We start from the raw sequence: 14,170 nt of genomic DNA, 5'->3' as shown, positions 1-14,170 counted from the left end.
AGGGCCCTCTGAATTATGACACCCTGTCTAACTGCCGGAAATCAGAATGTCTCTCCAAAAAAACGCCTGCCGAGATGCGTCGAGAGCGGGGCGCCGGTGCGATGACGCTGTGGCACGTCGCATCGCTTGCAACGATTAGGCTTGTTGGATAGGGTCGCGCATCTTTGAATGAGCTCTCAATTTTCCTTGGAATGTGGTCTGTAAGGTGGCTGGTGAGGATCGAGTTGCGGTAGTCCTAGGCGGCGGTGCCGATATAGGATCGCATATAGCAAAACGCCTGATTGAAGCTGGAAAGCGCGTTGTCGCCACCTATCGCAGCGAAGCATCCAAGGCAAGGCTGGTAAGCCTTGGTGTCACTCATGCGCTGGAGATGGATGCGGGTGATCCGGACAGTGTCGCCCGGCTGCAGGATAGCTTCGGCGAACTTGGTCTCGAATGGGATATCTTGTTCTCTTCTGTGGGCACCATGGAGCCGATTGGCAAGTTCTTCGATGTGCCGTTTCAGGATTGGTCAAAATCTCTGCAAATTAATGCACTTGGTCAGGTTGGCGCCTTGCATGCCCTGTCCGGCTTTCGCGCCGCGGAGGTCACCAACCAAGTTTGTTTCCTGGCGGGCGGAGGCACGAATAACCCTTTCCGGAATTACTCCGCTTACTGTGTCTCTAAGATTTTTCTCATCAAGATGTGCGAACTGATCGACGACGAGTATCCGGACATTAATTGTTTCATAGTCGGGCCCGGCTATGTGGCCACGAAGATCCACGATGAAACGCTCAGGAACAAAGATACAGCGGGCGAAAACTATATGCGCACGCTGGAATTTCTGGATACACCGGGCACGGATCTGGACAATGTCTATGACTCTATTCTTTGGTGTATGGACCAGGGACGCGCTGTCATGGGGGGACGGAACCTCTCGACAAAGCACGATGCTTGGCGCGACGGCGGCTCGGCGTTGGCAGCCCGCCTAATGTCAGATCGAAATATCTTTAAGCTCAGGCGGGTTGATGTGCTGGAGAAGCCAGGCGGATGAAGCTCTCGGATTACGTTGTTGATTTTCTGGCGCGCCGGGGAGTCGACAAAGCTTTCGCAATCACCGGTGGGGCTTCCATCCACCTAATTCATTCTCTTGGAGAGCATCCTGACGCAGGCTATATCTGCATGCATCATGAGCAGGCCTGCGGAATGGCGGCAGATGCTTATGCTCGTGTCTCTAAGGCCGGGATCGGGGTGGCTATCGCCACGAGTGGTCCCGGTGCAACGAACCTGATCACGGCCATAGGCTGTTCCTGGTTTGATTCGATTCCCGTCCTTTATATTACCGGCCAGGTCACGCGGTTCCGTTTCAAGGGCGATACCGGTGTGAGACAGATCGGTTTTCAGGAAACCGATATCGTTCCAATGGTGCAGCCAATCGTGAAGTACGCCGCCCAGGTGACTGACCCGGCAATGATCCGTTTCGAGCTCGAGAAGGCGCTGCACATCGCCAAAGAAGGCCGCCCCGGCCCTGTGTTGATCGATCTGCCGGACGATGTCCAGAGACTGGACATCGATCCCGCCAGCCTGCAGGGCTTCTCTACGCCGGAGCATGCGAGAGCCTCCGAACTGGACGATTCCATAGACCGCATCCTTGATCTGCTGGCCCATGCGGAGCGCCCCGTTCTCGTAACCGGCGCCGGGATACGCCTTTCGGGTGGCGAATTGGAGATTCGTACATTACAGGAATTGCTGCAGATCCCGGTCGCGCCAAGTTGGGCGACCATGGATATGTGGCCTTCCGACAGCCCGTTCACGATCGGAGGCTTCGGTACCCACGGGACCCGAGCTGGAAATTTTGCTGTCCAGAATGCGGATTTCATCCTAGCGGTCGGTGCCCGTCTTAGCACCCGCGAAACCGGTAGCCCACTGAGCAGCTGGGCGCGCGAGGCGCGGGTTGCAATTGTCGATATCGACGCCGCCGAACTGGCAAAGTTCGAGAGGTTCGGCAAGTCGGTGGACGTCGCCTGCAAAGCGGATGCGAGAGATTTCCTGCAGGCCATGATCGGAAGAGTCGAAAGCAAGAATGATCTGCCGGCCTGGCCGGACTGGGTCCAGCGGATCGCGGACTGGAAGAGCCGCTATCCGGTGGTATCTGAGGACCAGCTCTCTGAGCAGCCGATCAACCCGTATGCTTTCTTTTCCCAGATCAACGACATCCTTGCCGACGATGAGATCATATTTGTCGATACAGGGTGCTCTCTTGCCTGGCTCATGCAGGCTTTCCGCTTCAACGGCCGGCAGCGGGCAATTCATGATTTCAATAACACCGCCATGGGCTATGCCCTTCCTGCTGCTATTGGCGGCTGGCTCGCTGGAGATGGCAGGCCTGTTACCTGTATCGTTGGTGATGGCAGCATGATGATGAATGTTCAGGAGCTGGCTACCGTTGCCAGCTACAAGATCCCACTGAAAATCATCATTATCAATAACAACGGTTACAGCATGGTTCAGCAGACTCAGGAACAGTGGTTGGACAGCAAGTATTACGCGACCTCAAGCGAAGGTGGCCTCCAGTTCCCAGATTTCGTTGCACTGGCCCGTTCTTTTGGGCTTCCCGCCATCAAGGTGGATGCGAACGACAGTTGCATAAAGCGCATTGAGGATCAGTTTGCCTCCAATGAGGCGGCCGTGATCGATGTGCATATCGACCGCTGGCACCGGGTCATTCCCCAGTCCCGCTTTGGACGCCCAATCGAGGATTCCGAACCGCTGCTTGAGCGTTCGGAGTTTCTCGAAAATATGATAGTGAAGCCTTTGGATGTCTCTCTGGAGGGAAAATAGGCCCGTGACTAAACCTGAAATCAAAGCCAATGAGGACGAGGTCCTGTTCTCCCACTTCTTCGATGCGGCAGAAGATCTTGTTCCTACGCTTGTTCCCGGCACACCGGCCTACAGGTTTGCTCATCTTGCCATGAGCGGTGCGGCGCGGCGTTTATTCTCCACTGAGAAAGCGGAGAGGCGGGCGTTCGGGCCGTTCGAGGATTTTTTCTTTCCCTATTTTTCCATGGGATCCGTGGACAGTGTGAACCTTTTCGCCCTTGACGAACTGATCCTGTTCCACATCTACCGGACCTATCTCGGTTGCCGGCAGAAAGTCCTCGATCTTGGCGCCAATCTTGGACTGCACTCGATCGTGCTCGGTCGACTCGGACACGAAGTGCGGAGTTTCGAGCCTGATCCAATCCATTTCGAGCTTTTGCGGCACAATCTAGGGGCTAATGCGGTTTCTGGTCAGGTGACCCCGATCAACGCGGCGGTCGGCCTTGAGGATGGGGAGGCGATGTTCGTTCGGGTGAAAGGCAACACCACAGGGAGTCATCTTGCCGGGATGAAACTGAACCCATATGGCGAGCTTGATGAATTCGGAGTTACAGTTAAGCGATTTCAGCCGTTACTCGACTGGGCAGATTTTGTGAAGATGGACATTGAAGGCGCGGAAGCCGATGTGATCGAAACTACTGATCCATCGAGTTGGGTGTCGAAGCAGGCTGTGATGGAAGTTGGAAGCGAGGCGTCTGCGCAGCGTATTTTTAACTTTTTCCAAGATGTGAAAGTGAATCTCTTCGCGCAAAAAATTGGCTGGCGAAAGGTATCTTCCTTGAAAGACATGCCATTCTCTCATCGTGATGGATCCCTATTTGTTAGCAAGGAAGATAGACTTCCGTTTATGTTGTAAGGATGATTTGATCAGAGTTCAACTAAACGAACTTTATTTCACAGAGTCCTGATCGCAAGAGGTTGGATTAAAAAAATGTCATATTTCTGGATTCTTAAAGGATGAGTTCTGAGAAAGCTAATCCTTTAGTCGTATTTTTAATTACTATTCAACAGTACAAGCGCCCTGTCAGGCTGGCAAAGATCCTTGAAGAAAATGGGGCGAAAATTGCGCTTGTTTTTACTTTTTCCGTTACAGATGACGAAAATTTTAAGAGCAATATGATGGTTTCTGCAAAGAAGACAGTGGAATCTGATGTTTTTGATGCCGGAGATCCAAATTTTTCATTTCATTTTAAAAAAATGATCAAAGAAAATGAAAATATTGTTTTTCATTTATTTGCAGGTCAAAATTTTCACGTGAATGAGAGCATAAAGCCGATAATTCATAAAATTAAAGATTATACAGCAAAGTCAATCAATTCAAAATTAGTGTTGGATTTTTATGATGTTTATTTTGCGCATAAAATAGCATCAGATATTGATGATAATAAGGAAACAAGAGAGTATGATCATTACAAAATAGATTTATTAACTGAAGATAATGCACGTACGCAGGTCGAGTTATACGAAATGTGTGACGGTTTGGTTGCGCGTGATTTACAATGGTGGGTTTTTCGGCGTTGTCAGGGGCTTAAGAAAATCCCGAGTTGTTTTGTGCCAGATCTTCCTGGTAAGATTAATACAAAAGCATTGAAAACTCCGCATCAAGAAAAAATAAAAATAATTCAAGGCGGTAACGTTCCTAATCCAGTCAAGAATGCAGTTCAAAGTATGTATTTTATTGTCAAGTTGCTTTTGCAGGTAAATATTAAAATCTCATTCCTGCTGCCACTGCATTACAGGAGGAGAAATTGGTCCAAGTCAAAAATTTTGGATCAATGGTCGGATATCCTTAGTCTTTCAAAAGAGCGTGGTGATATAACGCTTGAAGCCAGTATCTTGGACTCTGAGGTGCTTGAGCGCAGGTTCTCTACTGCAGATTTCGGTATTCATGGTGTTGACGGTTATGTTCAAGCAGGTATTCCGAAAATAGCACGAGACAAGCCCGTGGTAGCGCTATTTTGTGCCGGTCGTCTAGCAGATTATGCTGAAGCCGGTCTGATTATTCTTGGCCTCGAGGGGTTGAGACTTTCGAGACGGATTTTGCAGGAACACACTACTTGGGTGAACTTGGAAAGTGCCCTGAAAATAGCTGAGAACGGTGAAGACCTTCATGATTATCTTGCCGGTGAGCGGAGTCGGCATGAGGAAGCAGCCTTTGCAAATGCAGTGACGCAAAGGAGAGTGATGGCTCAGAGACTCATCGGGTTCTACGAGTCTCTTTTCTCTAAAAATGCTTAGCGTTAGAAATAATTCTTGCTTGTCCAGTGCGCTTAATTGTCTGCCATTATTTCGAGATCAAAAACTTGATGCCAAGTGCACCGGTAATGCGACTGGGTCTTGTTTCATCCCATTTGATGTTTAGGCTGCATCGGGCAGCCAGGTATGCATCTGGAAGATAAATTTGCCCGGTTGCGGGCTCGCTTGACTCCCCGTAAGTTTTATTAATCCGCCAATCGAATCGAGGCAATTGGTTCGCAATTGGGCGTCTAATTTGGAGCTGCTTCTGATGACGGCAACGATTTCGAAAAAAACCAACAACTACAGGAAATTTTTACACTCCTGGTATGGGTTTTTATCCAATATCGGGCGCATCAATCTTGAGGGTAGTCAGAATTTTACCGAGAATAAACCGATCCGGGAGGCTTATGAGGCGCGCGGTTACGTTGCATTTTCACTCACACATAAAATTGGCCAAGCGTTGCTTGGGTATTTCGATTCAACAAATACCACGCAGTTCAGCAATGCGGATTGTACGCAGAACTTTTTGTCTGAGAATCACGACGACAAAACGGTTTCTATGCTGAATGAAAACCTTATCTTTTTTGGTCCGCCACAACAGAAGTTCAGAAAACTTCTTAAAGCAATTATTGGTGAACTCGCCGAAACGATCGAAACAGCGATCGGCAGCCCCTTCAAAGTGACAAATGTGAGAGCCTGGGTGACGAATCCGGATTCCTCCAATTATGGTCCAACCGCTATGCATGCTGATGGGCTGTCACGATATGTCCGAAAAGTTATGATCTATCCGATGCCGCCGAACGAGATTAGCGGGACTATTGAGATAGTTGGACGAGACGGAAAGCCCTTTATCCTCAATTCGCTGGACACGCCAATGGCGCTGCTGGCGGATGTTGGTGTTCTTCAGCACCGTGGAATCCCACCTAAAGGCGCTACGGCCCGTCCAGCGATTGAAGTTACGCTTATTCCCTCCCTGAAAACGGAGCTCGATATGGACGCAACAGGTCAGAATTCAAGGGTGCCGTTTCTTTCGGATAAAGACTTCGACGAGCTTGCGGAGCTGTTTAGAACCACTCAAGAGAGAGAGCTTCCCTGGGATGACGCGCGGCGCTTGATTGACACGGAAGGGCGCGCCGTGAATATCGGCGGCGGAGTACATTTTGATTATCCGGGCTGGATCAATCTTGATGAATTTAGCCCCAGAATTCCTTGGAGAATGAGTTTTTCGCCATCTGTCCGGCTCCCGATCAAAGATGCGGAGGTCCCTCTAGTCTATAGTTCTCATTGTTTTGAACATCTGTCAGACGCGACGGTCCACCAGCTTCTGAGTGAGGCTTACCGAGTTCTCAAGCTAGGCGGCCAGTTGGTTGTAAAGTTGCCGAGTTTCGACCGGGTCCTTGAACAATATCTGGATGGAACGAGCAGCGGAATTCTCGAGCCGAAACAGTGGGGCCTTCCCGCTCTCTTTGACATGTGGAAAAGGCGTGGAGTTTCACCTGGTATCACTTCATACGCTTCGATGATTTTCTGTGGCTTCTGGAACAAATCCTACGGCATGGAATTCAATGGAGACAGAGGACAGCGGGATTCAGAAGCGTATCATGGGCCAGCCTGTATATCTGAAGAGCAGGCAGATAGAATTCTGAGATCCTCCACCTCACCTCATTTTATCGCAGCGCAACTAAAATCAGAGGTCCTCCGTTCCGAAGAGGGTATTACCTTCAATCATCAGAATGCTTGGTCTTTTGAAGAATTCGTCGCCGTTGCATTGATCCACGGGTTCGAGCGCGCGGATGAAGGTGATGTTGTCACAGCTTATCGTGAGAAGATCCCCACACTGGAATTGCTGCAGCCGATCAGCAATTACTTTGTTTTCACGAAGAAGCCCTAGATAGGCTTCTCAGGAAGAAGTGATTTCTGGCTGGTAGAGAGCGATACTTGACCCACTGTAGTCGATGCCAATCGATACTTCAGTTAGACTGGATAGTGCTCGCCGGATTTTGGCTCTCTTTTCCGGCGGGGCGAAAAAGAGAATGAAGCCGCCGCCGCCGGCGCCAAGGATCTTGCCGCCGATCGCGCCCGCAGCGCGTCCGCGCAGGTAGATTTCGTCTATCGCCTCTGTGGTCACTTTTTTGCTGAGTTCGCGCTTGAGTGACCATGACTGGTGCAGCATTTCACCAATATCTTCGATCGGTGCGTCGGATTGCAGGCAATTGAGTGCATCGTCGACGAGCCCGCGCATGCGTGTCAGGTGTCCGTGCTTCGCTTCCAGATTTTCGATATGGTCCTTCGCAATCTCTGAAGAGATTCGGGAAAATCCGGTGAAGAATAAGAGTAGGTGATCGAGCAGCGCCGCTTGGCGCTTCTGGGGCATGATCACCGGCTGTATCGAATAGGAACCGGAATGGTGGAAATCAATTCTGTTGAACCCCCCATGGGCAGCCCAGATCTGATCCTGGGATCCGACATTCTCTCCAATGACATTCTGTTCGATGTGGATTGCGGATTGTGCCAGAACATCTTTCCCAACATGCTGGCCACGATGGGCGTGCATTGCGTTTAGCAGTCCGACAGCAAATGACGAACTAGATCCGATTCCGGAGCGGGCTGGCAAATCTGCATCGCAATGGATTTCCAGCCCATGATCAACGGGCATCTCGTTAAATATCGCGCGCACCGCAGGATGCTGAATTTCGGCCGTTTCCGTCACATTTTCGACGCGGGAGTAGACGATCCTGTGCTTATGTTCGAAGAACGGCGGCAACCTGCGGATGCTGATATAGCAATATTTGTCTATGCTGAAGCCGAGCACCGCACCTCCGTTCTTATGATACCAAGCCGGATAATCTGTTCCACCACCGAAAAGGGAAACGCGGAATGGCGTTCGGCTTATGATCATTGTCAGGCTCTACCAGTTTGTTTGTGCTTGTTGCCGGCAATCTCAGGGACCCGCTTTTGTCCCCATGCAAATCGTTCTGCTGTTCCGATATCGATGAAGTCGGATGCGGAAGCATTGCAATAAAGCGTCTCCGCTTCCAGGCGGCACAAATAATCTTCTTCCAGAGAACGAGGATTTTCTGCCGCGATGTGGTCAAGACAGTCCGATGAAAAGAGATAGACGCCGCAGCTGACAAGTCCGGCCCCCTGAAACGTTGGGTCTTTCTCGTGGAAATTTACCACATAACCGGCCTCATCCGTTTCGATCCTGCCATAGTCGGCCGCATCCGTGACGGTGGCACAGAGAATGGATGCGAAGTGATCGCCGTCGACATGCTGCGCAACGAAACCTTCCAGATCTGCGTCCGCGAGGGAATCCCCGTTCAGAACCAGTACCGGGTCGCCGTCGAGCGCATGGCGGGCATAGGCAATCGCTCCGCCCGTGCCGAGCGGCTCGGGCTCTACCACACAGTCGATCTGCATCGTCTCGCGCGGGTTGGAGCGCACAAAAAAAATGACCTGATCTGCCAGGTGTCCGAGTGACAGGAGGACTCTCCTGATTCCGTTTTTCTCGAGCCAGTCGAGCAGATGGCAAAGAAATGGTCGGCCATCAATCGGGGCAAGTACTTTCGCCACTTCGCCGGTAGTCGAGCGAAGACGCGTTCCGAAGCCACCAGCCAAGACGAAGGCTGTGAGCTCCCCAGTTGCAGAACGCGTCGATTGCGACATCAGGTGTTGGAATACTGATTGTTGCGAATCATACGAAAACCTTTGACCAGTTCTTGGATGCCGAGATCCAAGGAGTGTTGTGGCATATATCCGGTTTTTTCGATCTTCTCGTTCGATACGATATAATCGCGTTTGTCGGGGTCCTTGCCGATTGGCGCTTCGAATATTTCGAGGTCGGGCAGATGTTCCCGGATTTTCTCGCACAGCTCCCATTTCGAAATGTTCGCATCCGAAAGGCCAACATTGTAAACGTTGTTCCGAAGAACTTCGAAATTGTTCAAGCCATGCAGGAAGGCGCGGGCAACGTCGCGGACGTGGATATAATTGCGTTTGAAGTGGCTTTCGAACAGGACGATGGATCGATCGTTTAACGCGCGATAAACGAAATCATTGACCAGCAGGTCCAGCCGCATCCGTGGTGCCATACCGAAGACGGTGGCCAGACGAAAGCTGATTGCATTGCCCCGTTCAAGCACCATCGCTTCCGCGGCAACCTTGTCCACGCCGTAGCGCGATATCGGTCGCAATGGAGACTCTTCCGTACAGAATGAGCCGTGCTCGCCAACGCCGTAACCGCTGTTTGTTACTGGCAACAGGATGGCCTGTTCCCGGCTTGCGAGGTCAAGCAAGGTGCGGACGGCGTCGCGGTTGGTCGAGGTTGCGCCGACCGGGTCCTTGTCGCAGAGCGGTGCGCCGACCAGGGCAGCGAGCGGGATGATAATGTCGGCCTTGGCGACCAGTGGCTTCAGCGTGTCCGAGTTCCTGGCATCGCCATGAACGATATCGAAAGCCGGATTGGCGCAGCATGCCGACAGAGAGTTCTGCCGCCACATGAAATTGTCGAGCACTGTGACGCTGTGGCCGACATCGAGGAGCGCAGGGACCAATATCGATCCGAGATAACCTGCGCCGCCGGTTACCAGAATGTTCGTTGTCATGCACAGGACCTCTTTGTTGCGCTCGAATTGAGATCGGCACGGGGCCGGTTGATCGGTTTTCGTTCGCTGTCGACGCTTGCCGACTACGCCAGATGTTGTTTCATATACCGAACCATTCTGGAAAGCCCATCCACAAGTTCGGTTCGCTTCAGGTCGGGACGGAGATTTCGGAGCTTGCTGATATCCAGTGACTTCGATTTTGCGCCCGTATACTTGCTCGTATCGTACTGGAAGTCGTCAGCATCAATGCCGATGAGATTGGCAAGAATCCCAGCGAATTCGCGAATTGAATGGTCTGTACCCGCACCTATATTGACGACTTCGTCATCTACATTACCGGTCAGATACAGCATGTCGTCGATGAAGTCGTCGACATATATCAGTTCCCGCCTTTGGTGCCCATCGCCCCACAGGACCACACCGGGTCCGCCGTCTCTTGAGCGCAGCATCTTGGCCGCGAGGTCGAAGATGAAATGCATCTGCTTGCCATGCAGTGTATATCCGGGCCCGTACAGGGTCGAGGGAACCACCGTGAGGTGTCGGAGGCCGAACTGCTTCGCTAAGCTGCGCTGGCCGATCAACATCATGCGTTTGGTCATTGCATATGTGTAGAGGCTGTCGATTGGATGCCCCTCCATGTACTGGTCCTCAACCAGTTTGCGGCCCTCTTCGTAGACGCAACTCGTCCCAATCGAGACCAGTTTTGGTCGGTCGGGATGGCCAGCCCAGAATTTCAGCGCCGTGGTGTTGATCAATTGGTTGTTGATCCACTGCTCGCCTGGATGTCTGAGGCAAAAGTCACCTGCCTGGGTCCAGGCCGCCAGATGGAAGATTCTGTCCAGCGGTTGATCCAGAAAACGGTCGAGGCTGCGGACATCGAGAAGGTCCGCGTCTTTCGAACCGAGCGCTATGACCTGGTCACCATCCTGGCGCAGTCTCGCTGTAAGCGCCCGCCCGAGGAATCCAGTCGCGCCGGTCACCAATGTTCTCGTCATCTTTCCTGCGCTCCTCGGTTCGTCATTCACTTGGATCTGTTGCTTCCAATCAGCGTAGGTTCCGGAATCGGTACAAAAACCAAGCCGCCTGCATCGAAAAACTCGGACATTTTCGATAGGATCTCATCGCGAAAATTCCACGAGAGCATCAGGTAGGCGTCGGGCTTTGCGACCGTGTCCTGATGGTCGACTGGGATGCGTGTTCCGGGAAACCAGGTGCCGCATTTCAACGGATTGACCTCCACGGCCCGTTCGATCTCTTTTTCGGTGAGGCCACAAAAATGCATGATGGTGCATCCCTTGACCGGAGCGCCGAGGGCTTGGATGGTCTTTTTCTGCTTATGCATGTCATTGACGAACCGAAGGACCGCGGCCCTTATCTCTTCGGCTCTTTGAGCGAAGTTGAGATAGGGAGTGATAGTTTCGTAACCGGCATCGGATTCGCGGCTAAGAAGCTCTGTCAATCTTTCGCTGGGAGTGGCCTGTTCACGATGCGTTGCGGTTGCGATGCAACTACCGCCGTGGATCTTGACCAGCTCGGCGTCGACAAGCGCCAGCCCGTGTCGTTCCAGTAGCCGGTTTAGTGTATGAAGCGTGTAGTAAACCAAATGCTCGTGATAGATCTGGTCGAATGCACCGCCTTCGACCATAGCGGGCAAATAAATGAACTCGATCACCACCCGGCCGTCCGGAGAGAGGAGGGTCTTGACGCCTTCAAATGCCGAGTGAAGCTCTTCCAGATGAAAGAACACGCCCGACCCGTGAATGACCTTCGCTGGGCCGTGCTCCAAGAATATTCTCTCTGCCGATTCTTTGTTGAAAAACGTATTCAGACAGGGGACGCAGGCTTCCTCGGAGCGTTCCGCTTGCAGGATGCCTGGATCGATGTTCAGGGATGCAATACCCTGATCGACGAAGAATTTCAGGAAAGTTCCGTCATTTCCGCCGACGTCGAGGATGTAGTCCCCGTCCGCGAACGCAACTTTTTGCAGAATGGAACGTCCCACCATCTCGAAATGCTGTCGCAGAGAGCTGGTCGTACCCGAGACATAGGAGTGATTTACGAACATGATCTCTTTTGGAACGGTGTGGCCGATCTGGACCAAGTTGCATTTTTGGCAGAAATACAACTCTAAGGGGTATGTATTGCTCGTTGCGGGTGTGTCCCGCCGGGCAAAATCATTGCCCCAAGGCTGCATCCCCAGGTCCAGGGTAAGGGCCAAGTCTGTACTTTCGCAGTTGCGGCAATGGATCATTTATCTCTGGCACAATAGCTGTTTTGGTTGGCAACTGGTTCGGCGTAGACCCCGCACCACGGCCGCTCGACTATACGGAATTTGGACGGTTTTGCTCGATGGTACCAAAGATTTTTTTCCAGAAGTTCGCCGACGTGAACTCTTTCTGAGCAAGTGCCCTGCCGGCCTCTCCAATCCTGCGTTGTTTCTCATCGTCTGCGAGTAGATCGCGGATCTGTTTTTCCATATCGTCAGGAGTTGTGAATGGGACGTAGGTCGCGCCTGGCGTGAGAACTTTGGCTATTTCATTGTTGGCGGTTTCGAGCAGGACAGCACCCGCGTGGAGAATTTCGTATACACGGCCTTTGACATGATCTCCGGATTGGCCCCCGGAAAGATATTCCTTGGTCACCGGATGCCGATCCCAGATCGAGGAAATAGCGAATTTCGAAAAATTTAGAATGATCTTCGAGCGGCGCATCACTTCTGCATACTTGTCATGTGAGATGTATCGTCCATGGTCCGGCCCAGCGACGAAATGCTCGACGCCCATTCCCTCCAATCGTCTAATATATGGCTGTCGATCCTCGTAATTACCTGTAATCTGCCCGACAAAGGAGACGTCGATATCTTTGGGCTCACTCCGATCAGCGAGCTCTGTTTCATTCACAACATGCCAGAGATTGAGGCATTTACTCGGATATGTCGCCGCGACATGGGGGGCTATTTGCGCATCGCAAGCGGCCATGGCATCAGTGAACGGGGCATAGGATCTTAATAATGGCGAAGACAAAGGTTTCGCCATGTCGATCCAAAGTGCCGCCAGTCCGAAGTTCAATTTTTCCTTGGCAAACCCCAGGATTGCCGGCGTGACATTGCCGCCAACTTGCGTCAGGCCGCAACTGAACAGGATCACTGTTTTAGGACGCAGATCCAAACACAAAGCGTAGACAATCCGGTTGATATCTAGCTTCAGAACTGTCCGCAGCTTCGGAAGGCATGCGATAAGCAGGTCATGGCCAGAATTATTCACAAAGCTGCTTGTCAGGTTGGCTTCAATCTTGTCCGTGAAGCCGCATAGCCAGAGGCTTAGCGGTGCGTCAAAACTGCCGCAACGGCGAACATAGAAAAACTCGTCCAAGTGCGAGCTCTGTATCTTCGGCAATTGGGCATCTATCTCGTCGTCGGACCAGTTCGTTATTTCACAGAAAGCCTTGCGCAAGGATAGCTCACCAGGATGCGCCTTGATCTTACCTGCTATCAGCTCTGCCGCCTCGCGTCGGCGACCGGTTTGGGAGAGCAATCTGGCGGCGCGGAAGAATGAATCAAGTTGTTCCGGCTGCAGATAATTAGTCAGCAAAAGGTAGAAAATGGCCTCGTCGGCTCTCTGCACGGCAGTATACTGATCAGACAAGGTAGATACTTTATCGGTACTGAAGGTCATATTCATTGACCACGCTCACCTCTAATTTATTGGGGCGTCGCATTCCACCGCTCAGTGTTGCATGACAAAGGCCTGTCGCCTTTGTGGGCGAATCTCGCTGGTAGAATCCTTACTGAAAGGCATTGGAAATTAAACAAAAGCCTTGAAATTCAACTCTTAAGTCTGGTCGCCAAGCCAGCGGACGTTGATATCAGCATGGATGGGGGCATGCAAATAAAATAGTCTCGCACACGGCGAGCAAAAGGTCCGATAAACCCTAAGCTTCTAGCGGCTTTATCGGACGTCCCCAATCTGAGAAAGACTTGGATAACGGTTGGATGCGGCCGACGATTAGCAAAGCCTTTTGTAAATACCAGCTTGCTTGTCGCAGCGGCTATTCAGAAAGGTTGCGGCGTCGTCATCAGCATGTGCATTTCCTGTCGAGGATCGCCAGCGCGTTCACCAGTGCCGCGAACGTTCTTCTCGGATCTATCCGTCCGCGGGGTGTCTCTCACGTCAGCGTCCAGAGCCCCTCAACGAGGACCCCGCGGCGGTGGTGACCTGAGCCCCGAGTTTCCTCCGGCTATTGGTAGAGCCCGGTGATCAATTGATGGCTTGTTGTTAATGTGATGGCAAGCAGGTCCGGGGCATGCCCCGGACCTGCTTGCCTGGCGGTCTCTGAAGGCGTTCTGCCTCCCAGACTCGAGTGCGGCCTGACAGTGTTGTAGTCCTCCTTCCAGTTGCTGAGCACGGCACAGGCGTGGCCCAGCGTGCCGAACAGGGTCTCGTTCAGGCACTCGTCCCTGAGGCGTCCGT

Annotated in this window: 12 protein-coding genes; 5 read left to right on the top strand and 7 right to left on the bottom strand. The window is 52.0% G+C overall.

Features of this window, described 5'->3' with window-relative positions; all coding sequences use genetic code 11:
* Nucleotides 1-205: 205 nt before the first annotated feature.
* The 5 genes from RH950_RS00060 to RH950_RS00040 all read left to right on the top strand — a co-directional run bounded on the left by RH950_RS00060 (nucleotide 206) and on the right by RH950_RS00040 (nucleotide 6,988).
* Nucleotides 206-1,033, top strand: coding sequence for an SDR family NAD(P)-dependent oxidoreductase (locus tag RH950_RS00060; RefSeq protein WP_350052437.1), 828 nt, complete (start codon nucleotides 206-208; stop codon nucleotides 1,031-1,033).
* The gene (locus RH950_RS00055) at nucleotides 1,030-2,820 is read left to right on the top strand and encodes a thiamine pyrophosphate-binding protein (protein ID WP_350052435.1); all 1,791 of its coding nucleotides are present in this window, start codon (nucleotides 1,030-1,032) and stop codon (nucleotides 2,818-2,820) included. The genes RH950_RS00060 and RH950_RS00055 overlap by 4 nt, the downstream gene beginning before the upstream one ends.
* Before the next feature lie 4 nt (nucleotides 2,821-2,824).
* Complete coding sequence (locus RH950_RS00050; RefSeq protein ID WP_350052433.1) at nucleotides 2,825-3,715, top strand: FkbM family methyltransferase; 891 nt, start codon at nucleotides 2,825-2,827, stop codon at nucleotides 3,713-3,715.
* A gap of 101 nt (nucleotides 3,716-3,816) precedes the next feature.
* A complete protein-coding gene (locus RH950_RS00045; RefSeq protein ID WP_350052431.1) occupies nucleotides 3,817-5,097 on the top strand; it encodes a hypothetical protein in 1,281 nt (426 codons plus the stop codon).
* A gap of 268 nt (nucleotides 5,098-5,365) precedes the next feature.
* Nucleotides 5,366-6,988 (top strand): class I SAM-dependent methyltransferase, encoded by a 1,623-nt coding sequence (locus tag RH950_RS00040; RefSeq protein WP_350052429.1) that lies wholly within the window; start codon nucleotides 5,366-5,368, stop codon nucleotides 6,986-6,988.
* Between the two features lie 9 nt (nucleotides 6,989-6,997).
* Here the strand turns inward: RH950_RS00040 and RH950_RS00035 are convergent, their stop codons facing one another.
* The 7 genes from RH950_RS00035 to RH950_RS00005 form a co-directional block, all read right to left on the bottom strand.
* Nucleotides 6,998-7,996 (bottom strand): GHMP family kinase ATP-binding protein, encoded by a 999-nt coding sequence (locus tag RH950_RS00035; protein ID WP_350052427.1) that lies wholly within the window; start codon nucleotides 7,994-7,996, stop codon nucleotides 6,998-7,000.
* A 2-nt stretch (nucleotides 7,997-7,998) separates the two neighbouring features.
* Nucleotides 7,999-8,763 (bottom strand): sugar phosphate nucleotidyltransferase, encoded by a 765-nt coding sequence (locus tag RH950_RS00030; RefSeq protein ID WP_350052425.1) that lies wholly within the window; start codon nucleotides 8,761-8,763, stop codon nucleotides 7,999-8,001.
* Nucleotides 8,763-9,701, bottom strand: coding sequence for an NAD-dependent epimerase/dehydratase family protein (locus RH950_RS00025; protein ID WP_350052423.1), 939 nt, complete (start codon nucleotides 9,699-9,701; stop codon nucleotides 8,763-8,765). The genes RH950_RS00030 and RH950_RS00025 overlap by 1 nt, the downstream gene beginning before the upstream one ends.
* A gap of 83 nt (nucleotides 9,702-9,784) precedes the next feature.
* Entirely contained in the window at nucleotides 9,785-10,696 is a 912-nt protein-coding gene (locus RH950_RS00020; RefSeq protein WP_350052421.1) for an NAD-dependent epimerase/dehydratase family protein, read from the bottom strand.
* Between the two features lie 26 nt (nucleotides 10,697-10,722).
* Complete coding sequence (locus RH950_RS00015; RefSeq protein WP_350052419.1) at nucleotides 10,723-11,952, bottom strand: class I SAM-dependent methyltransferase; 1,230 nt, start codon at nucleotides 11,950-11,952, stop codon at nucleotides 10,723-10,725.
* Between the two features lie 70 nt (nucleotides 11,953-12,022).
* Complete coding sequence (locus RH950_RS00010; protein WP_350052417.1) at nucleotides 12,023-13,381, bottom strand: glycosyltransferase family protein; 1,359 nt, start codon at nucleotides 13,379-13,381, stop codon at nucleotides 12,023-12,025.
* A gap of 556 nt (nucleotides 13,382-13,937) precedes the next feature.
* Nucleotides 13,938-14,170 (bottom strand): integrase core domain-containing protein (locus RH950_RS00005; protein WP_350052415.1); only part of this gene is annotated, 233 nt, incomplete at its 5' end.

The sequence above is a fragment of the Nisaea sp. genome, assembly GCF_040217065.1.
GTDB lineage: Bacteria > Pseudomonadota > Alphaproteobacteria > Thalassobaculales > Thalassobaculaceae > Nisaea.
This window is presented reverse-complemented; position numbering and strand designations above follow the sequence as displayed.

Coding starts and splice junctions, on each gene's coding strand:
- RH950_RS00010 (WP_350052417.1), bottom strand. CDS start 13,381: ATGAATATGACCTTCAGTACCGATAAAGTATCTACCTTGTCTGATCAG.
- RH950_RS00030 (WP_350052425.1), bottom strand. CDS start 8,763: ATGTCGCAATCGACGCGTTCTGCAACTGGGGAGCTCACAGCCTTCGTC.
- RH950_RS00035 (WP_350052427.1), bottom strand. CDS start 7,996: ATGATCATAAGCCGAACGCCATTCCGCGTTTCCCTTTTCGGTGGTGGA.
- RH950_RS00055 (WP_350052435.1), top strand. CDS start 1,030: ATGAAGCTCTCGGATTACGTTGTTGATTTTCTGGCGCGCCGGGGAGTC.
- RH950_RS00040 (WP_350052429.1), top strand. CDS start 5,366: ATGACGGCAACGATTTCGAAAAAAACCAACAACTACAGGAAATTTTTA.
- RH950_RS00025 (WP_350052423.1), bottom strand. CDS start 9,701: ATGACAACGAACATTCTGGTAACCGGCGGCGCAGGTTATCTCGGATCG.
- RH950_RS00015 (WP_350052419.1), bottom strand. CDS start 11,952: ATGATCCATTGCCGCAACTGCGAAAGTACAGACTTGGCCCTTACCCTG.
- RH950_RS00020 (WP_350052421.1), bottom strand. CDS start 10,696: ATGACGAGAACATTGGTGACCGGCGCGACTGGATTCCTCGGGCGGGCG.
- RH950_RS00045 (WP_350052431.1), top strand. CDS start 3,817: ATGAGTTCTGAGAAAGCTAATCCTTTAGTCGTATTTTTAATTACTATT.